The organism is Erysipelothrix sp. strain 2 (EsS2-7-Brazil) (genome assembly GCF_016617655.1).
GTDB lineage: Bacteria > Bacillota_I > Bacilli_A > Erysipelotrichales > Erysipelotrichaceae > Erysipelothrix > Erysipelothrix piscisicarius.
The window spans coordinates 1-19,816 of sequence record NZ_SCFT01000011.1; the positions used below are offsets into that span (position 1 = coordinate 1).

A 19,816-nucleotide genomic window follows, 5' to 3' on the forward strand; every position below is an offset into this window, starting at 1 on the left:
TCATCTTTGTCTCATAGCTATGCATAGTTCGTGTTCCCATATAAAAACCTCCTATATTGAACTATTTTACAATAATTCTCATACAAGAGGTTTTTTTTCTTTAGTCCCACTGAACTAGGTCAGTTCCAAATCTTCTTTCGATATCTTAAGGTTTTTTTATCCATTTAACACGTTAAATTATTTATTAAAAATGTCTTTCGCTTTATCGGTTAAGTCTTCAGCGGTTTCTTTAGCCTTTCCCGATAAATCTTCAGCGACTTGCTTACCTTTTGTTACAGCATCGGCGGTCATATCACGACCCTTCTCCAATACATCTTCGGCAGTTTCTTTCGCTTTTTCTCCAAATTCATTCATCTTTTCAGATGCTTCTTTTGTGACCGACTCAGTTTTTTCACCAAGATCTTCGGCGGTTTCTTTGGCTTTGACACCCAAATCATCAGCAGAGCTCTTTGCTTTTGCTGCAAGTTCTTTTGCTTTGTCTAATAAATTTCCCATATTTTAAAGCCTCCCTTTTGTATATGTTGATTATATCGTACATAGTACAGACCAATCAAAGCTTTTGACTTAATCCATACATTCTTCATCAAAGGTTCACAAAAAAACCTCTAGTAATAATTCTAGAGGTTTACAATCTTAATCTTCAAACTTAACGTTGTGATAGACTTCTTGAATATCTTCAACTTCATCAAACATCGCTTGAATTTTTTTAAAGTTATCGGCATCTTCACCTTCGACGGTTACATATTCATTCGGTAAATAAGTAATCTCAAGGACATCAAATTGAATTTCGCCCAATTTGCTTTCAAGTGCTTCTTTCGCTTTATGTAAGCTTGTCGTATCAACAGTAACTGTCATATGACCCTCTTCTTGTTCAATATCGATCAATTCAACATCGTTTTCAAGAAGAATTTCCATGATTGCTTCTTCATCATTGGATTCAAATGATAATAAACCAACGTGTTCATAACCATGAACAACCGAACCATTCACACCAATTTTCCCTTTAGATTTTGTAAAGCAATTTCGAACTTCACTGTATGTTCGGTTATCGTTGTCTGTCAAACATTCAACAATAAATGACGATGCACCGGGTCCAAATCCTTCATAACGTACCGCATGGTAGTTCTCTTCAGAACCCCCCTTAGCTTTTTCAATCGCACGTTTAATGACATCCGCAGGAACTTGTTTTGTTCTTGCTTCATCGATAATACGCTTTAAACCCACATTCATCTCAGGATCAGGAATACCAGCCTTAGCCGCCATATAAATCTCTTTTCCATATCGTGAATATACCTTCGTTTTAGCTGCCGCTGTCTTTTGCATCGACGCCTTACGAACTTCAAATGCTCTACCCATATTTTTTACCTCCTAATGTTATCGCACTTCAACGTTGAAACGTTTTTTCAATTCTTCAACTACTGCTTCCATTATATCATTAATTTCCTCGACCTCTAAGGTACGGTCTTGCCCAAAAGACAACTGGAATGCAATAGATTTTTTATCCCCTAGTTTTTCAGATGTAAACACATCAAAGACGTTTAAGTCTACCAAATATTTTCGTGATACTTTTTCAATCGATTGGATTAAATCACTTACCGATAGATTGGTATCGCAAAGAATTGCGAGATCTCGAGTCATGATTGGATATTTTGCGACCGAAGTTGCTTTGATGGCCCCTGCTTTTTGACCTAAAAGAGAATCCAAATCAATTTCTAAATAAATAGGATCTTTCAAATCATGTTCTTTCGCATAGGTCGGATGAAGCTGTCCAATGACCCCTAGGTGCTTACGGTCAAATAGAATTTCTGCACTCTTGAATGGATGGAATTTTGTATCATCAAAACCGCTTTGTTTGAATTGGAAGCGTTTTTCACTAAATCCTAATTTATCAAATAATTCCATCGCCATTCCCTTAAGTGTGAAGAAGTCTAAAGGAATTTCTGTTTTAGTCCAATTCTTATTAAAGAGCGAACCTTGACCAATAATTCCTAAACGATTTGATTTAACACCTTCGGCATAAACTGAAGACTGTTCAAAAAAGAGAACATCGGAAATTTTGTGAGCATTATTATACGCCAAGACTTCCACCATCGATGGTAATAAATGCGTTCTTAAGAAAGCTCGTTTATCGCTGATAGGATTAGCTAGACGAATTGGAGTACCCAATGACTCTGAGCCAACTGTTTTCGCTTCATCTACAAGTGTATAAGATAGAATTTGGTCTGCACCAAAGCCTAATAATACATCTTCAATCATGCGTGTCTTAAGTTGTTGATTATTTAAATTACCCAGTGTTAAATCCATAAGCGGTAATGTCTCATCCATGACATCATAACCAACGATTCGGATGACTTCTTCAATGAGATCCTCTTCAATCGAAATATCTTTACGATATGAAGGGATTGTACATGTAATCATTCCCTCAACGTGACGCGGTTTAAAATTGAGACGTTCAAATACATCCATAATGACAGCTTCTTCTAAAGAAGTTCCAAGATATTGATTGATACGATCAACCGTGATTGAAACCTCGACAGGAGTGCTATCAAGCGCGCCCCACTGAACAGTTTCTTCAATATTTGTTGCATCTGCATACTCGATTAAAAGTTGAACTGCACGATCCATCGCCTGTTTGGATGCATTATTATCCATTGGCTTTGTGTAACGTGTAGATGACTCGCTGCTTAACCCTAAACGTGTTGCTGTTTTACGAACAGACACATGATTAAAACGTGCGACCTCAATTACGAGTCCCTTAGAATTCGGTTGAATCATCGAATTACCAAGACCCATAATCCCTGCAATCCCCACTGGAACCTCACCATTCATAATAACAAGATCATTTTTTTCGAGTTTATACATTTGACCATCAAGCGCTTCTACTATACCTTCAAAATCATCATGAACTGACAAGTTTTGATGACTTAGGAAGTCAATATCGTAAAAATGCATTGGATGACCGGTTTCAAGCATGACAAGATTTGATATATCGACAACATTATTAATTGGTTTAATTCCAGAACCAATCAAGGCTTCACGAATCCAACTTGGTGAGGTCCCAATTGTCACATTACCAATTACTTTACCTAAAAAAAGTGGTGACTTTTCAGTATATGATTGAATTTGAAGCTTGGTCTCACTACCGATGTTCGCTACACCTTCAAATTGCGGTAATGTCAGTTTACGACCAAACAGCGCACTCACTTCATGCGCAATTGAGATTATTGACATAAAATCAGAACGATTCGGCGTTTGTGAAATATCAAGAATTTCATCATCTAATCCTAATGCAACGGCAGGATTACTTCCCGGCTCTGCTTTTGGTAAAACGACAATCCCCGTTTTTTGTTCTTCAGTTTGGAATTTTTCAGCTACACCAAGTTCATTGAGAGAGCAAATCATTCCATTTGATTCTACACCACGTACTTTTGATGCTTTAATATTAAAATCTCCCGGTAACACTGCACCGACTTGGGCAACACAGACATATAAGCCGGTTTTAATATTTGATGCGCCACAAACAATTTGTTCTACGTGATCACCTAAGTCTACCTGACATACATTTAAGTGGTCACTGTCTTCATGTGGAACACATTCTAATACATGACCAACGGTTAAATTGGTACCATGAATGAGCGGTTCAATACCTTCTACTTCTAAACCTGCGTTTGTGAGGGTATCCGCAAGTGTTAATGTGTCGATATCAGCAATATCCACATATCTATTTAATAATTTTCTACTAACTAACATTCTAACCTCCTACTCAAACCGCTTAAATTGATCAATGAATCGTTTATCATTTGTATAAAATGATCGAATATCATCAATTCCGTATTTAAGCATTGCAATGCGTTCGACACCAATTCCAAAGGCAAATCCTGAAAGCGTTGGGTCATCATAACCCGCTGCACGCAAGACGTTTGGGTGAACCATACCACCACCCAGAATTTCAATCCAGCCAGTATCCTTACAAATGTTGCAGCCCTTGCCACCACAAAGATGACATGTTACATCAATCTCAACACTAGGCTCGGTAAATTGGAAATAGCTTGGTCTAAATCGAATTTCTCGACTCTCTCCAAACATCCTCTTCGCAAAAAGGTTTAAAGTCCCTTTTAAATCCGATAACGTAATGCCATGACCCAGTACTAAACCTTCCATCTGTACAAATTGATGGGAGTGTGTCGCATCATCATCATCACGACGGTAAACTTTTCCAGGACAAATAACTTTAACTGGAACCGAAGGCGCATATTCTTCTAATGCACGCATTTGGATTGCAGTTGTATGGGTTCTAAGTAAAGTATGTTCATCAATAAAGAATGTATCTTGCATCTCACGAGCAGGATGATCTTGCGGAATATTGGCACGTTCAAAGTTGTATAAATCAAGTTCAACTTCATCCCCTTCCACGACTTTATATCCCATTTCTCTAAAGAAATCTTCCATTTCGCGACGCATTAGAATTAATGGATTTTGACTTCCTTGTTTAAACTGCGTTCCAGGTAACGTCACATCAATCGCATCACGAGCCATATCTTGCTCTAATTTTATTGCTTCTAAGTCTGCTTGTTTTTCTTTAAGTGCTGACTCAATGCTCTGTTTTGCTTCATTAACACGTTTACCAAATAAAGGTTTCTCTTCATTGGATAAATCTTTCATTTGGCCCATAACTTTTGTTAGAAGACCTTTCTTACTTAGATATTCAATACGAACATCATTTAAATGCTCAAGTGATTGAGCAGATTTGATTGCTTCAAGCCCTTGATTCATAATTTCTTTTAAGTCCATCTAAATCCTCCTTAAACATAAAAAAAACCGCACGTCCAGGAACGTCAAGCGCGGTACCATCCTGATTTATACAAAATAATGTATACATCTCTTCGTTTTTAACGCAAACGACACGTAAGTGATTAGCTTCTCTCCAAGATGAATTCGCAGGATATCAATCAATAGTTCCATCAACCCTATTGTTTCTATAAAAGATATGTCCTGTTACTTATTCTCTTCAATGATTTTTATCTTCTATATTATAACTAAAAGCGAAGGTAAATTCAAGATTACCCTCGCTTTAATACAGTTTTTATTAGAATGAGTAAAACTAATATTGCGACACCCAAAAGCACAATGGTGCCACCGGGTGCAAGATTAAGACTGTACGAGAGTGCTAATCCTGCCCAAACGAATGATAATGAAAATCCAATTGCATAAAGCATTGTTGATCGATAACTTTTTGATACTTGCATTGCACATGCTGTGGGAATTACCATGAGCGATGAAACAATGAGCGCACCGACAATGCGTGATGCAACCGATACGGTGATTGCAGTCAAGATGGTAAAGATTAACGAGATGCGATTTGTATCAATACCCGATAACATCGCTGATTTCTCATCGAATGCAAGGTAGAAAAACTCTCGATAATATCGAATCGATACAATAATAACGATAAGACTCAATAAAATTGCCAACCAATTGTCGCTCCCACCAATCGCTACGATACTGCCAAATAGAAAACTGTTAAAATTCGCTGGGTTTTTAACAAACCCCAATAAAACGCCCGATAAACCGATTCCAAACGACATAATAATTGCGATGGCTAATTCTTGATATTTTCCAAATCGTTTTTGTATAAATTCAATGCTTAATGCAGCCACCAAACTTAGAGCAATCGCACCAACAATTGGATTAAATCCTAGAATCAGACCAATTGTAATGCCACTTAAAGAAACATGCGAAAGTGCGTCTCCAATCATTGACATGCGTTTAAAAACAACAACGACGCCAATCAAAGGAATAATAATGGCTAATAAACCACCGACAAGAAAAGCGGTTCGCATAAATTCATATTTAAACATGTGCAGTCACCTCTTGAACTGTACGATCTTTCACTTCAAAAATACGATTAATCTTCTGAACATCATGATCGAGGTTATGTGTTACCATAATTACTGTCATTTTATGTTCTTGGTTAAGAATTTCAAGTAACTGATAAAGATTTTGTATCGCATCTTGGTCTAAACCATTGGTCGGTTCATCTAAAAACAGTACTTTCGGTTCTACAATTAATTCACGTGCGATTAAAACGCGTTGCAATTGCCCACCCGAAAGATTATTTATCATTTCATCAGCATATGCTTCCATACCCACACGTTTTAAAGCTTCAAGTGCACGTTTTTTACGGGATTTGGAATAAAAATTAAAAAAACTACCCTTGGAAATTCTAAGCATTACAATTTCCAACGCAGTTGCCGGAAAATCCGCAACTCCCAATAACCCACCTTGTGGGACATATCCAATGGAATCAAATTGACTAAATCGATCAATTGGCTCTCCAAGAAGTGTTACCGCACCTTCTTTTGCCCGCTCAAATCCCAATACAACCTTTAGAAGTGTCGATTTTCCAGAACCATTAGCGCCAATGAGCGCTACGAAATCTCCTTCATGAATCGCAAAGGACACAGACTCTAAAATATTATTTTTGGAATAAGAAAAACTCATATTCTCTACCGTAAGTATAGCTTGCATGTCCTCTCCTTTTATTTTATATTTTTATAATTATTCAATGTTAATGTGTACGTTTAAACCATTTGCAAATGGTTCGCAACAATTATTATATGTTTGATTCGATTCTGTGTCAACAACAGTTATTCGTTTACGGTCATATCACTCAAATTTCATTTTAAACATTGGTATAATAAGCGTATGCATTAAGGAGGATTATGTATGAAAGTTGTAGTTATTGGTTGTACACATGCAGGTACATCCGCAGTTAAAGCAATAATTAATGAAGACCCAACTGCTGAGGTTAAGGTTTTCGAACGTAATGATAATGTTTCATTTTTATCATGCGGTATTGCTTTATATATCGGTGGTGTTGTGAAAGACGCACAAAGCCTATTTTATTCAAGTCCTAAGGAACTCGCATCATTAGGTGCAGACGTTCATATGGAACATAATGTTACAGATATCGATGTTGATGCAAAACGCGTTTCTGTTACAAATTTACTTACAAATGAAACTTTTGAAGAAACTTATGATAAATTAGTCTTAACAACAGGTTCTTGGCCAATTGTTCCGCCAATTCCAGGTATTGAATCTGAAAATATTATGTTGTGTAAAAACTATAATCAAGCTCAAGAAATCATTGCACGTAAAGATAAAGCTGAAAAAGTTGTTATTGTTGGTGGTGGTTATATTGGAATCGAGCTCGTTGAAGCATTTGGTGAATCAGGAAAGGATGTAACATTAGTTGATGGCCTCGATCGAATCCTTAATAAGTATTTAGATCCTGAGTTTACGGATGTTCTCGAAGCTGACTTAACAAACCGTGGCATCAAGCTTGCATTGAACCAAACTGTTCAAGAATTTAAAGCCGATGATAATGGAAATGTAAGTCAAGTTGTCACATCCGCAGGTAGTTTCGATGCAGACCTTGTAATTATGTGTGTTGGATTTAGACCAAGTACAGAATTAATTAAAGATAAGGTTGAAACACTACCAAATGGCGCGATCAAAGTTAACGAGTATATGCAAACAAGCCGTCCAGAAATTTATGCTGCGGGTGATAATGTCGCAGTTCACTACAATCCAACGGGCGATCACGCTTATATTCCACTTGCAACCAACGCTGTAAGAATGGGAACTCTTGTAGGAAAAAATATTGTTGAAAACAAAGTTAAGTATCGTGGAACACAAGGTACATCAGGTCTTTATCTCTTTGGCTATAATATTGGATCCACCGGTGTTACGGTGAATTCAGCGCCATTCTTTGGGTTAGATGTAGACTCTGTACTTGTTAAAGATAACTACCGCCCTGAGTTTATGCCAACAACAGAAGAAGTAATGATGAAACTTGTCTATGAAAAAGACACACATCGCATTGTTGGTGGTCAAGTCATATCAAAATATGATATTACTCAATCCGCAAACACACTTTCACTTGCAGTTCAAAATAAAATGACGATTGAAGATTTAGCATATGTTGATTTCTTCTTCCAACCTCATTTTGACCGTCCTTGGAATTACTTAAATATCCTTGCACAAGCTGCTGTAGAAAAAGAAGCAAAAAAATAATTAAATATATCGTATTGATGAACTCCATATATTTCATCAATACGATTTTTTTATGTACCGCTTTCTACGCAAGAATGCATCTTGAATCACACGTTTCAGTTCAATTTGATTCCAAAGTTTTAATCGAGCTCTAGAAAAACTATTTTCACTCATATACCTAGAATAAGTCGGAATCTTCTCCACGATAACTTTACGGCATGAACGAGCACTCCGTTTCCACGAGTCTGTAATTACATAACATGTTTGATAAACTCCAGGAATCCTCTCATTAACATTATTAGATGAAATGTTAATACGATTGGAAATATTCATTTGTCTATGATCAAATGCAGTTACCTTTTCAAATGCATCATAAGTTTGATACTGTTTGATTTTTAATGGTTGTGCATCAAGTTTAGGCAGTTTTTGACGAATTTTCAGCTTCATCCTCCCTCCAGTATAATTTACATACGTACTTGGAATATGAACTGTGACTTCATTGCCCTCTACCAATCGTTGGCGTCCGTCAAAACACCCAGATTGTTTCGCACGAACCTTGAAATATGAAACGAGATCTTTGTATCGAGACACGTCCATTATGTTATGAAATGTTGCCCCTTTCCGGTAAAATGCAGTATTTCCATGTGCACTGGAACACGTTTGACCATACTCCACAACCCTTCCCTCATAGGATGGAGATGGTGTTGCGGTTGCTATAAGTGTGTGATAATACACCGTAAGGCCGCCTTGCTTGAAAACAGAATCCACGACATATTCTAGTCCTTCATGGTAATGCGACAATGAACGCATACTCGTCAAATATAAAGGCACTTCCACTCGATGTTCCGTATCTTTATGATGAATTACAAGTGTAAGATCGTAATCGCCTTCTTGGAGCTCTTGAAGCGGTATCGACCCCTTAAATCCAACATTTTGATAAATATGATTACACGATTGGGTTCGCTTTTGATTATCACGACATTGCTTATTGCCTCGATAAGACATGATCCTCGTTAAATCCACTGAATCCAACTCAAGAGGTAAAACCTTATGGGTACGACCTTTTATATTTAAACTGTACGAATGTGTCGTAGAACCGTAATAATTAATGTAGCTTCGCATGAAAGCCCATCCCCTTAAAGAGAGTTCGCCTTTATCAAAGGTAACTTCGAGAAGTTCACTTGGAACCCGTTGGCGATCATCGATGTATTCACATGATACCGCTGTCGTAAAGAACATCATGAATAAGCAAAAAAATATAAAATTGATATGCATCTAAATCCCCCCTCTTTAAATAAGCTATAGGGAATTAGGTGCATAAAAAAAAGACACACTTGGTGTCTTAATCGTTTCTTCGATTATAAATCGCAATATAACGTAGAATACTCAATAGTGTTCCAACCAATGCTGCAACATAGGTCAACGCTGCAGCCGTTAACATCTTCTTAGAACCTTGAAGTTCCCCTGAGTCAAGTATAGACTCTTGTTCTAATATTTTGACAGCTCGTAAGGACGCATCAAACTCAACAGGAAGTGTTACGAGTTGGAAAACTGCAATAACACATAATAAGATAATTCCAATTTTTAAAAATTGTGGACTTCCAAATAAACCAATCATAATTGGAATCATACTAAATTTACTTGCGACGATTGCAAACGGTAAAACTTTATTACGTAAAGCAATAAAACCATAATTTTCAGCGTGTTGAATTGCATGACCACATTCATGAGCAGCAACTGAAACCGAAGCAATGCTTGTCTCGTGATAAACTTTAGGTGAAAGTGCAACAACTTTGTTGGTTGGATCGTAATGATCACTCAATTCACCACCATTTGATTCAACTACTTGAACATCATCAATATTTTTTAACTCCAAAATACGACGTGCAACTTGTGCACCCGTCAGATGCTCAAATGTATCAACTTGGCTGTATTTGCTGTAGGCAGACTGGACATAAATCTGTGCAGCAAAAGATATTATAGCGGCAAGGATTACAAATCCATAGCCGACACCCATTAAACCCATACTAACCTCCACTATAGAAAAAGGAGACGAGCTCCTTTTTTAAAATCATTAATTATTTAACTGCGTCTTTAAGAGCTTTCGCAGGTTTGAATCCAACACTGTGTGATGCGGCAATGCGGATTTTTTCTTTTGTTTGAGGATTAAAACCATCACGCTCTGCACGATGACGAACCTCAAATTTTCCAAAACCAGCTAAATCGACTGTTCCCTTGTTTTCGAGAATTTCTTTTACCTCGTCTAGGAATGTTTCGATAAATTCATTTGCTTGTTTTTTACTAATGTCTAATTTGCCAGCGATTGACTCGCTTAATAATTTCTTGTTGTATGTTTCACTCATATTGAAACCTCCATTTCATAATCAAATAATAGCATTATAACTGCTGTCTGACAAGTTAAATACGCTCAGGTTTCAAATCTCTCACCATTAATTCACTTATGGCTTCAGAAGGGCGTTTTTCTTCGTAAATAATTTTATAAATTTGTTCAGTTATTGGCATCTCAATGCCTTCTTCCACTGCAATTTCATAAACTACCTTTGCAGCAAAAACGCCTTCAACAGTTTTTGTGTTATGATCTAAAAATCCATCAGCTGAATTCTTTTGACCAATTTCCATACCCGCTTGGTAATTGCGCGAATGTACCGATGTCGCAGTTACGACGAGATCACCGACACCACAAAGTCCAAGATAGGTTTCCGGCTGTCCACCCATGTGAACACCAAATCGTTGCATTTCTGTCAAACCACGTGTAATTAATGCTGCACGTGCATTATCACCTGCGTCTAACCCCGCAGCAATTCCACTTGCAAGTGCAATTACATTTTTGATAGCAACTCCATATTGAGATCCAATCACATCATCATTAGTGTAAACTCTAAAATATTCATTAGAGAAAAGTAATTGAATTTGTTCCGCGAGTTCCATATCATCCGACACGGCATTAATTGTTGTAATTTTACGTAAAACAACTTCTTCCGCATGAGAAGGACCAATGAGACTAACAACACCTGTGAGTTTATCGGAATCGATAACACGCTTAATAACGTGATCGAGCAACTCATGCGTTGTAGGATGGAGTCCTTTCGCGACATTAATAATGATGACAGGATGATCTAAATGAGCATTAAGCTCGATGCATACTTCTTCGACGGCTCCAGTTGGCACCGCAAGCAGTATGATTTGAGAGTCTAAAATATCCTCGAAATTTTGTGTAGCATCTAATCGTTCGTTAAGCTTTACCCCTGGGAAGAATTCCTCATTTAAATGATATAAATGAACATCAACAACCTGGTCCAACTTACGTCCCCACATCATAACTTCATGGCCATTATCCGCTAAGACTTGCCCCAAAGCAGTTCCCCAACTACCAGAACCTACAATTCCGATTTTCATTAAGCTCCCCTCTTTCTAATAAGTATTCGAATCGGTGTCCCTGTGAAATCAAAAGCATTTCTCAGAGCATTTTCCAAGTATCGCTTATAAGAGAAGTGACACAACTCAGGATCATTCACAAAAATTACAAAAGTTGGTGGCACCGTACTTACTTGTGATGCATAAAATACTTTTAAACGCTTTCCATTGTGTGATGGCGGTGGCGTAAGCATTACAGCATCATGAATAACTTCATTAATAACACTGGTGCTAATACGTTTGATGCTATTTGCGTGAACATCTTCGATTAAGGGAATCAATGTATGAACACGTTTACGCGTTAATGCGGATACAAATACAATTGGAGCATAGGATAAGTACATAAACTCACTACGAATGATTTTTTTAACATCTTCCATTGCCGTTTCTTCTTTATCTACGACATCCCATTTATTGTAAACGATAATAATTGGTTTTCCTGCTTCATGCGCAAAACCAACTACGTGTTTATCTTGAGCACGAATACCGGCTTCACCGTCAATTAAAAATAGAACAACGTCGCTTCGATCAATCGCGCTCATTGCACGAAGAACGGAATATTTTTCAACGTCTTCATATATTTTTCCACGCTTTCGAATCCCAGCAGTATCAATGATTACGTAATCACGGTCATTCATTCTAAAAGGCGTATCGATTGCATCACGTGTGGTACCTTCAATATTGGAAACAATAACACGATCTTGGTTTAATATTGCATTGACCAATGAACTTTTCCCTACATTAGGACGACCAATTGCACAGAAACTAAGTTCATCTTCATACATTGTGATACCATCTTGTGGTAATTTTTTGATGACTTCATCAAGGAGATCCCCTAAACCAATACCATGTTCACAGGAAACCGCAAACGGTTCATCATAACCAAGTGCATAAAATTCATATATATCTGAAACAAATTGAACATCATCAACCTTATTTGCAGCAATAATAACTGGTTTATTGGTTTGTCTTAAAAGACGTGCAATAAACTCATCATCCGTAGTCAAACCATCTTTGGCACTCACTACAAAAATAATCATATCTGCTTCATCAATTGCAATATCAACTTGCATCTTTATTTCTTCTTGAAACGGTTGACCTTCCATCTGAATTCCACCCGTATCAATAAATCTTAAATCTTTTGTTAACCATGTGGTCTTTCCATAAAGACGATCACGCGTAACCCCTGCTTCATCATGAACAATAGAAATTCTCTCGCCCATAATTCGATTAAACAGAGATGATTTCCCTACATTAGGACGGCCAACGATTGCTACTACTCCATCAATCATTCAAATTCCTACTCTCTATAATATTTATTATTTGTGATACAACATCTTCAATTGACATTGATGTTGTATTTATCTCAATGGCATCTTCAACCTTAATGAGTGGTGATTCTTGACGATTCATATCGCGCGCATCACGTTCAAGCAAATCTGCATGAACTGCTTCATAGGTCGTTTCAATTCCATTTTTAACCAACTCATTAAAACGTCTACGCGCACGAACCCCTGCATCCGCTGTTTGAAAAATCTTCACTTCTGCATCTGGAAGAACAACCGATGTAATATCACGTCCATCCAATACAAATCCTTTTTTCGAAGCTATGTCGCGTTGAATGGATACCAATACATCTCGAACCAATTTATGCTTAGAAACCTGTGAAGCTGCTTTGGATACACGGTCATTTCGAATAAGAAGTGACACATCTTCTCCATTAACCAAAATCATATTTTCTTCTGGTAATTCAATAACTAAATCTTTAACGATATTAAAGCAAGCTTTTTCATCATTTAAATCAATATCTTGATTTAAACAAATTAGTGCTACTGCACGATACATTGCTCCCGTATCAATATGGACAAATCCTAATTTTTTTGCTAATTGCTTAGCGATGGTACTTTTACCCGATGCACTCGGTCCATCAATTGCTATATTAAACACAAAAACATTCCTACTTCCTAAATTGCGCTACAATCAATAACAATACAACAATAATCGCAAGAATGAGTAATGATAACACAACGTTTAACATTCTATTCGTTCGTACCATCGTTTCATTCATTTGATCAATATTTTGTTCTTGATCAATAATCTTATGTTGTAATGTTTGTGTTTGAGCGAGTAATTCACTGCGGAATTTATCCGAGTCAAAATCACTGTCTGAATAATCTTCCATCGCCTCTAATTGCGCTTGCATTTCAAATATTGAATCGTCTTCCTCAGACAAAATATTGTCAAATTCATCAGAATCTAATTCAAACTCGACATCAGATAATGCTTCTTGGTTGTTAATATCTACTACAGTTTCTTCATCATCAACCATTTCTTGAACTGCCATCGCAATTGTCTTTTCAAGCTCATCCTCTGCTTCATACGCATCAACTGAATTATGTTCTACAGATTTGAATACTATTGTCTCATCAAGATTGGGTAATTCATCAAGATTCACATCTTCTTCCGTTTCATCCTCAATAAAAACATCTGCATCCATCGTTGACAGTTCAGGATCAATCGCATGTAAGACCGTTGTCATTTCATCGTCATTAAATGGCTTCGCAATTTCTGACGATTTATTTAACTCGCTTAAAATATTTGCATCGGTATTCTCAAGATCACGATAACCTTTGCGAACATTATACTCTTTTACTTCATCCAAAAAATCTTTGAGATATGCACTCTCAAACGTATCAAATTGAGGTTCTACTTTCGGTTCTTCATCAATCGAATGTTCTTCTTGAACCTCTTCAATTTGGCGTGCATGTGTTGGCTCACGATCTTCCCTTGCAACGACATCCATTTTATCAAATTGATTATCAATTTGATTCAATCGATTCGCAAAATGTGAGAGATCTGAATTTTCAATATTACTTTCAGAGTCCAATGCAATTTGCTCATGTAAGTCTTGATATTTATTCACTCGAGATTTCATAATATCCAATCACTCCTTGAGGTAATTATATCACATTAATGTCCTGTGATTCTATGTAAATGGGGACGTAAAACGCTAAAGAAAACGATTAAGAGCGTCCCTTTTGCTAAATTAAATGGTAAAAACACCGCAAAGAGCAAGTTCCACGCGCCTTCTTGGCTCATTCCATATAATGGGAATGTTATAAAATAATTAATAAGATTCATTAAAAGTGCACTCGCACATACTGTAAAAACATATAATCCACTACGTTTGGTTTTTGTAGTAGGTTTATAGCATGCAATGGGTAACATGATTAAGACTGCATAACTAAAATTCGCAATCTCTCCAACCGGTCCTGCATTTTTTGATAAAAAGAACATATGCAATATATTCTTTAAAAAAGCAATCATAAGTCCTGGACCTGTGCCGAGAAGGTAACCACCGATAATAACCGGTAAATCACTTAAATCTGCTTGTAACGGTGATCCCGGAAGTACATAAAATTCAAACATGTAGAGAATCACGGATACTGTTGTCAGCATTGCTATATTAACCATTGTGCGAGTATTATATTTTTTCATATTAGCCTCCTTGTAAAAAAATATTAATACTCAAGGCGAACATGAAAAAAACTTCTTCCATCCAGACTTTAACTGTCGCCACTTGAATTTCACAAGTTCAACCAATTGGTTCGCGGGGTTTACCGCCGATCGGGAATTTCACCCTGCCCTGAAGTATACACGTTTATTATAAGTAAAGTTGTACCTAATGTCCAATAATTGTACTGATAAATAAAAAGCAAATTCACGATTTAACAATGAATTTGCTTGTGGTTATTTGATAATAGATTTATGCACGACCTGAATATTTACCATCTGTAGTATTTACAAGTACAATCTCACCTTCGCTGATAAATAACGGAACGCGGATTTCTAATCCTGTTTCAACAACAGCGTTTTTTTGAGCATTTGTTGCTGTATCACCTTTAACAGCTGGCTCAGCTTGAGTAACTTTTAAAGCAATTTTTTCTGGTAAATTAACACCAAGTACTTCAGACTCATAGAAAACAACAGTAATATCTTGATTTTCTTTCATAAAGTTCATTTCCCATTCAAGACGGGATTTTGAAATTTCGAGTTGCTCGTATGTTTCACCATCCATGAAAACAAGTTCTTCGCCAGCATCATATAGATATTGCATTACACGTTTATCAATATGTGCTTGCTCAACTTTATCGCCACCGATCATTGTTAGTTCCGTAACAGAACCTGAACGCATGTTACGAACTTTAGCTTTGATAATCATTTGTCGTTGCGCTGTTTTATTATGCGATGTATCCAACACTTGGTATAAGTTGTCTTCATAGATAATTGACATCCCAGCTCTTAAATCATTTGATTGAATCATAATTAATCCTCCATTTTAGTTAAGTTAAAACTTCCATCATCAATTATATCATAAGAAAACCGATATGACCTAATACCATTTATAGAAACATAAACTTTTTGATCTTTTTTTTGTGCAAAAACTTCAAAGTTAGCATCTTCGTACATGAAATCCTCATCCTCAAAACAAAAATGGTCAATCACCAGTCGTTCCAATTCGATCCGTTGTTGTATATTATTAATGGTCTGCTTCATTCGATAATGCTTTACATAGAGTGTTGATGCTTTAATAATTGAAAAACATAAAATAACAAAAACGACATTGGCGCAACCGACAAGGTTACCATCCATAAAACTCGTATTCTTTCGCTTCAAACGTATAAGTCACCCTACTTCCTTCACATGAAAAGTCTGTAACATTATGCAAGAGAATCTCATAACCTGGTTTTTTAATAATATATTTCCCATTAAAACTGATTTCATTAACTAAATTGTTTCTTTCAAAGTATATCCGATTGGCTTCACATTTTACGCGTCGACTCCGAATTAAAAGCTGTTGCAGCTGAAGTTCAAAAACAGTATTCTGTTTAATTCTCGGTGCCTCAGCCAAAAGCATGTAACTCCGTTCAAGAGTCTGATTTAAAACAAGTATTAACAAAGGTGTAATTGCTAAACACAAGAGATACTCAATTAACGAATAAGCTCTATGCATAAAACAGACACAATAAATAGGTCATCAAACTTAAAATAAATAAACAATACATCACCTCTATATAAGTAAAGCAGCTAATCACAGCGATACCGTCCAAAACCAAGTTGAATGACACAACGGTACTCGTCAATTTGAATTGTCCCTCCTTTATTGATGTTTCCGTTCGCATTAAACCAATGATTATCATGAATTGGAACCACTTCGAGATCTTCCATTGCACTTAATTGATACTCAAGCAAATTGGGTTCGTGCTTCATCTCAATTTGAAATGAAAGAAATACTGGAATCGATGCACTCACAACAAATACCATAAGAAGAAATTCACACAGGCTAAAACGTATATTATACAGCTTGACCATTTTCAATGTGGATGCCCTCACCGTTGAAACATTTAGATTGATTTGCTCTTAAATAACCTGCATTAATCAGTTGATCTATTGTTGTTGGTAATTCATCATAATTTATTTTATATTGCATAATTGCTGCATCTACAATTTTCTTCTGAGCATCACACCCTTTCCGATTTACCATCGTGATCGTCTTTTGAATGTTTGGTAGTGTCAACATAAAGATAATTGCGACAATCGTCATCACAAGTACCATTTCAATTAGCGTAAACCCTTGCTTCATAATCCCTCCATAAGTTTAAGTGGAATCATAACTAGTTCATAGTAGATAACCACAATCATAATTATGTTTATTGAGACGAACATCCTATATGTTCGAATGACTTTTGTAAGATTGTGCAATATAAGAATATCTGTAAGATTTAAACATGTGCCGAAAACCGATTCTAAATTATTAAATAGAAATCCCTCACGCATATTGCTTTTAATTAAACTATGGAGCGAAGCATGTGATAACGCATCTGAAATGTCTTGACCCTGTTCCAAAAGACGTTCAATTTCAAATGCAATTGAACCAGATAGTGTTTTAGAAAGTGAAGTTCGAAGACACTTAAGCGTTAAACGTGTTGTTTTAGTTTCAGGATAAATCATCGAGAAGAATAAACAAAATTGTTCCGATAGATACAAAACAAGCAAATTATCTTTCCAAATTCCATTGATCACCGCACCAATCATCATTCGTATTTTTTTATGACTACAAACACTTAGTGCTAAAATAAAAAGTATTAGAAACAACATTTGTAAATACAAAAGAATTCGACTCAATATTTGAGAAACATTTGAATAAATCTGATTATTTGAAAATACTTCAAGTTCTTTGGCGACAGCGGGATACAATAGATTCCGGTAAAATACAAACATAAATAAAACGACTGCGTGAAGAAAAATCCAATATCCGAGCGATTGACATAATAATTTGAAACGATAAGCTTTTCGTGTTTTAAGTTCATCGTATAACTTTAGAAGTGTAATTCCAGATACTTGAGGATAAAGTGCATAGAGATTGATTGGAAGGATTCGATGAAGGTATGCATCGAAAGATTGATCTTTTATGTTTAGGTAAAATTTAATTTCTTGAAAAGAAAGACCAACGACAAGAAGCCTTAAAACTGATTTATCCGTTTCAGAGATCGACAACAGGTTCGTTTTTACATGTTTGATTAAGGTAGTCATAAATTTGAAGTTTATCTGAAAATTCATGTTTAAAAATAGCCCCTCCTTTTGTATTTTTCAGATAATGGTATAAAATACCGTTTAATCCTGTTTCAATTTCATAGCGCGTTGCGCCAAGATCAAAGAGACGATCGATTGTATGAAAAGAACTTCTCGCATGAATCGTAGCACATACACGATGCCCCATATTCACAGCTCGAATACATAGACTTAAATCCTGTCGTGTACGTATTTCACCAAACACAATGATGTCAGCATCCATCCTTAAAAGTTGGTTCAAAATATCTTCTTGAGTAAGTCGTGATTTAATGGGCTCGAGTTGGATAATATGGCTATAGAAATGCTCAATTGGACTCTCAACACTGTAAATGGATGCTGTCGTAATTTCCTTAAGAACATTGAACATGGTTGTAGACTTACCTGACCCGGTTACACCCGAAAATAGAATTAAACCGGAGTTTACTTCAAAAGATTTTAAAAGTGATTTTACAATTCGCTTATTCGAAATACATTCGTAGGCAGAATGAATCAATACAATATTCAAAATCCGAACAACACCATTTTTTCTTTCAAACGTTTCAATTGCAGCAAATCTAAAATAATACTTTCGATCAAAAATCATACTAAACGTCCCCGTTTGTGGAATGTCTGTTAAACTTAAATCAAAACGCGATATATATTTTAAGTGTTCATAGAGTTTGCTCGATCCTGGATCATGGATTACTCTAATCGTTTTTTTATGGCGTCTCATGCGAATCACTTGAAAGATTTCCGTAATGTCGAAATGGATATCTGTAATTGATTGTGAAAGTGCCATCTTTAATAAATCATGTAATTTCTTATCAATATATTCCATACCTTAAATTACGAGAATAGATAAAAAAAACCTAATCTATAGATTAGGTTTTAAATATGGATTGGTTTCAATTTCTTTATAAAGTGATGTTGGTGACCCATGCCCAGGATAAAGTATATAATCAATATCACCAAAATCCGCTATAAAACTTCTTAGTGATGCATTCATGACGTTCATATTGCCAGTAGGTAAATCTGTTCTTCCAATACTTTGTTCAAATATAAAATCACCATCGAATATAAAATCATCAAAAACAAAAGAAATAGAGCCACTGGTATGACCTGCTGTCTTAACAACATCACATTCAAAAGGACCGATTGTTAACGGTTCCAAATCAATTGCAATCGGATTCGCATTGATCGTAAAAGGCTCCGGTGTTTGATTTGATAAATTATACGACATATCTTTTAGATAGTGAATTTCTTCATGATACATGTATACCGGACACTTAAATGTATCCACGATAACGTCAACACCCGAAATATGATCAAAATGGCCGTGTGTCAAGAGCACGCCAAGAACCTCAAAACCCTCTGTTGGTTTTAAAAGATTGGTAGTATTTTGATGTGGATCTAAACATGGATCAATGATAAGCATTTGGTTCCCATCACTTAAGTAATATGTATTTGTGGCTGCATAGCCTAATGTCTTGTATGTTACTTTCATCGTTTTCACCTAGAAAAAAAAGCCAAAAGAGGCTTATTTTTTTTCCTTATGTAATGTATGTTTGCGCTCACGTGGGCAGTATTTTGTAACTTCCATACGTTCTAATTGAACTTTTTTGTTTCTACTTGTGTGATAGTTTTCATCGCCACATTCTGTGCAAACTAAAATCGCTTGAGTTCTCATAGTTACCTCCAATATTTATTAGCCAAC

The 19,816-nt window shown here is 36.1% G+C and carries 24 protein-coding genes, 1 riboswitch and 1 other annotated feature; of the genes, 1 reads left to right on the top strand and 23 read right to left on the bottom strand.

Annotated features, from left to right (window positions below; genetic code table 11):
- Positions 1–177 precede the first annotated feature (177 nt).
- The 6 genes from EPJ90_RS06010 to EPJ90_RS06035 all read right to left on the bottom strand — a co-directional run bounded on the left by EPJ90_RS06010 (position 178) and on the right by EPJ90_RS06035 (position 6,528).
- Entirely contained in the window at positions 178–495 is a 318-nt protein-coding gene (locus tag EPJ90_RS06010) for a YtxH domain-containing protein (protein ID WP_200542811.1), read from the bottom strand.
- A 138-nt stretch (positions 496–633) separates the two neighbouring features.
- Entirely contained in the window at positions 634–1,356 is a 723-nt protein-coding gene (locus EPJ90_RS06015; protein ID WP_161636397.1) for a YebC/PmpR family DNA-binding transcriptional regulator, read from the bottom strand.
- A gap of 18 nt (positions 1,357–1,374) precedes the next feature.
- The gene (gene pheT / locus EPJ90_RS06020) at positions 1,375–3,750 is read right to left on the bottom strand and encodes a phenylalanine--tRNA ligase subunit beta (RefSeq protein WP_200542812.1); all 2,376 of its coding nucleotides are present in this window, start codon (positions 3,748–3,750) and stop codon (positions 1,375–1,377) included.
- A 9-nt stretch (positions 3,751–3,759) separates the two neighbouring features.
- A complete protein-coding gene (pheS, locus tag EPJ90_RS06025; protein WP_125164443.1) occupies positions 3,760–4,791 on the bottom strand; it encodes a phenylalanine--tRNA ligase subunit alpha in 1,032 nt (343 codons plus the stop codon).
- 34 nt (positions 4,792–4,825) lie between these two features.
- Positions 4,826–5,021, bottom strand: a binding site (T-box leader).
- Positions 5,022–5,060: 39 nt separating this feature from the next.
- The gene (locus tag EPJ90_RS06030; protein WP_161636395.1) at positions 5,061–5,858 is read right to left on the bottom strand and encodes a metal ABC transporter permease; all 798 of its coding nucleotides are present in this window, start codon (positions 5,856–5,858) and stop codon (positions 5,061–5,063) included.
- Positions 5,851–6,528, bottom strand: coding sequence for a metal ABC transporter ATP-binding protein (locus EPJ90_RS06035; RefSeq protein WP_161636394.1), 678 nt, complete (start codon positions 6,526–6,528; stop codon positions 5,851–5,853). Before EPJ90_RS06035 ends, EPJ90_RS06030 begins: the two co-directional genes overlap by 8 nt.
- 198 nt (positions 6,529–6,726) lie before the next feature.
- On the opposite strand from EPJ90_RS06035, the gene EPJ90_RS06040 reads away from it, so the two are divergent.
- Positions 6,727–8,076: an FAD-dependent oxidoreductase gene (locus EPJ90_RS06040; RefSeq protein ID WP_161636393.1), complete on the top strand. Its 1,350-nt coding sequence runs from the start codon at positions 6,727–6,729 to the stop codon at positions 8,074–8,076.
- A 36-nt stretch (positions 8,077–8,112) separates the two neighbouring features.
- On the opposite strand, the gene EPJ90_RS06045 is transcribed toward EPJ90_RS06040, so the two are convergent.
- The 17 genes from EPJ90_RS06045 to rpmG all read right to left on the bottom strand — a co-directional run bounded on the left by EPJ90_RS06045 (position 8,113) and on the right by rpmG (position 19,789).
- Positions 8,113–9,330 (bottom strand): DUF5011 domain-containing protein, encoded by a 1,218-nt coding sequence (locus tag EPJ90_RS06045; RefSeq protein WP_237558255.1) that lies wholly within the window; start codon positions 9,328–9,330, stop codon positions 8,113–8,115.
- 67 nt (positions 9,331–9,397) lie between these two features.
- Positions 9,398–10,081 carry a zinc metallopeptidase gene (locus tag EPJ90_RS06050; protein ID WP_200542813.1) on the bottom strand — a complete coding sequence of 228 codons (684 nt, stop codon included), beginning with the start codon at positions 10,079–10,081 and terminating at the stop codon, positions 9,398–9,400.
- Positions 10,082–10,133: 52 nt separating this feature from the next.
- Complete coding sequence (locus EPJ90_RS06055; protein WP_003773810.1) at positions 10,134–10,418, bottom strand: HU family DNA-binding protein; 285 nt, start codon at positions 10,416–10,418, stop codon at positions 10,134–10,136.
- Positions 10,419–10,473: 55 nt separating this feature from the next.
- Positions 10,474–11,472 (bottom strand): NAD(P)H-dependent glycerol-3-phosphate dehydrogenase, encoded by a 999-nt coding sequence (locus EPJ90_RS06060; RefSeq protein ID WP_161636391.1) that lies wholly within the window; start codon positions 11,470–11,472, stop codon positions 10,474–10,476.
- Complete coding sequence (der, locus tag EPJ90_RS06065; RefSeq protein WP_200542814.1) at positions 11,472–12,782, bottom strand: ribosome biogenesis GTPase Der; 1,311 nt, start codon at positions 12,780–12,782, stop codon at positions 11,472–11,474. Before der ends, EPJ90_RS06060 begins: the two co-directional genes overlap by 1 nt.
- Entirely contained in the window at positions 12,775–13,437 is a 663-nt protein-coding gene (cmk, locus tag EPJ90_RS06070; RefSeq protein ID WP_200542815.1) for a (d)CMP kinase, read from the bottom strand. The genes der and cmk overlap by 8 nt, the downstream gene beginning before the upstream one ends.
- Positions 13,438–13,447: 10 nt before the next feature.
- Positions 13,448–14,425 carry a hypothetical protein gene (locus EPJ90_RS06075; protein WP_161636388.1) on the bottom strand — a complete coding sequence of 326 codons (978 nt, stop codon included), beginning with the start codon at positions 14,423–14,425 and terminating at the stop codon, positions 13,448–13,450.
- A 35-nt stretch (positions 14,426–14,460) separates the two neighbouring features.
- Complete coding sequence (locus EPJ90_RS06080) at positions 14,461–14,988, bottom strand: ECF transporter S component (RefSeq protein WP_161636387.1); 528 nt, start codon at positions 14,986–14,988, stop codon at positions 14,461–14,463.
- A gap of 45 nt (positions 14,989–15,033) precedes the next feature.
- A riboswitch (FMN riboswitch) is annotated at positions 15,034–15,148 on the bottom strand.
- Between the two features lie 108 nt (positions 15,149–15,256).
- Complete coding sequence (efp, locus tag EPJ90_RS06085) at positions 15,257–15,814, bottom strand: elongation factor P (RefSeq protein WP_161636386.1); 558 nt, start codon at positions 15,812–15,814, stop codon at positions 15,257–15,259.
- A 2-nt stretch (positions 15,815–15,816) separates the two neighbouring features.
- Entirely contained in the window at positions 15,817–16,143 is a 327-nt protein-coding gene (locus EPJ90_RS06090) for a hypothetical protein (protein WP_161636715.1), read from the bottom strand.
- Positions 16,133–16,504, bottom strand: a complete 372-nt coding sequence (locus EPJ90_RS06095; protein ID WP_161636385.1) for a ComGF family competence protein — start codon at positions 16,502–16,504, stop codon at positions 16,133–16,135. The genes EPJ90_RS06090 and EPJ90_RS06095 overlap by 11 nt, the downstream gene beginning before the upstream one ends.
- A gap of 74 nt (positions 16,505–16,578) precedes the next feature.
- Positions 16,579–16,815 (bottom strand): competence protein ComGD, encoded by a 237-nt coding sequence (locus EPJ90_RS06100; protein ID WP_125164429.1) that lies wholly within the window; start codon positions 16,813–16,815, stop codon positions 16,579–16,581.
- 31 nt (positions 16,816–16,846) lie between these two features.
- Positions 16,847–17,134 carry a competence type IV pilus major pilin ComGC gene (gene comGC / locus EPJ90_RS06105; protein ID WP_125164428.1) on the bottom strand — a complete coding sequence of 96 codons (288 nt, stop codon included), beginning with the start codon at positions 17,132–17,134 and terminating at the stop codon, positions 16,847–16,849.
- A complete protein-coding gene (locus EPJ90_RS06110) occupies positions 17,131–18,111 on the bottom strand; it encodes a hypothetical protein (RefSeq protein WP_161636384.1) in 981 nt (326 codons plus the stop codon). Before EPJ90_RS06110 ends, comGC begins: the two co-directional genes overlap by 4 nt.
- The gene (locus EPJ90_RS06115; RefSeq protein WP_161636383.1) at positions 18,035–18,940 is read right to left on the bottom strand and encodes an ATPase, T2SS/T4P/T4SS family; all 906 of its coding nucleotides are present in this window, start codon (positions 18,938–18,940) and stop codon (positions 18,035–18,037) included. Before EPJ90_RS06115 ends, EPJ90_RS06110 begins: the two co-directional genes overlap by 77 nt.
- A 36-nt stretch (positions 18,941–18,976) precedes the next feature.
- On the bottom strand, positions 18,977–19,606 hold the full coding sequence (locus EPJ90_RS06120; RefSeq protein WP_161636382.1) for an MBL fold metallo-hydrolase: 630 nt from the start codon (positions 19,604–19,606) through the stop codon (positions 18,977–18,979).
- 33 nt (positions 19,607–19,639) lie between these two features.
- Positions 19,640–19,789 (bottom strand): 50S ribosomal protein L33, encoded by a 150-nt coding sequence (rpmG, locus tag EPJ90_RS06125; protein ID WP_125164426.1) that lies wholly within the window; start codon positions 19,787–19,789, stop codon positions 19,640–19,642.
- Positions 19,790–19,816: the final 27 nt, after the last annotated feature.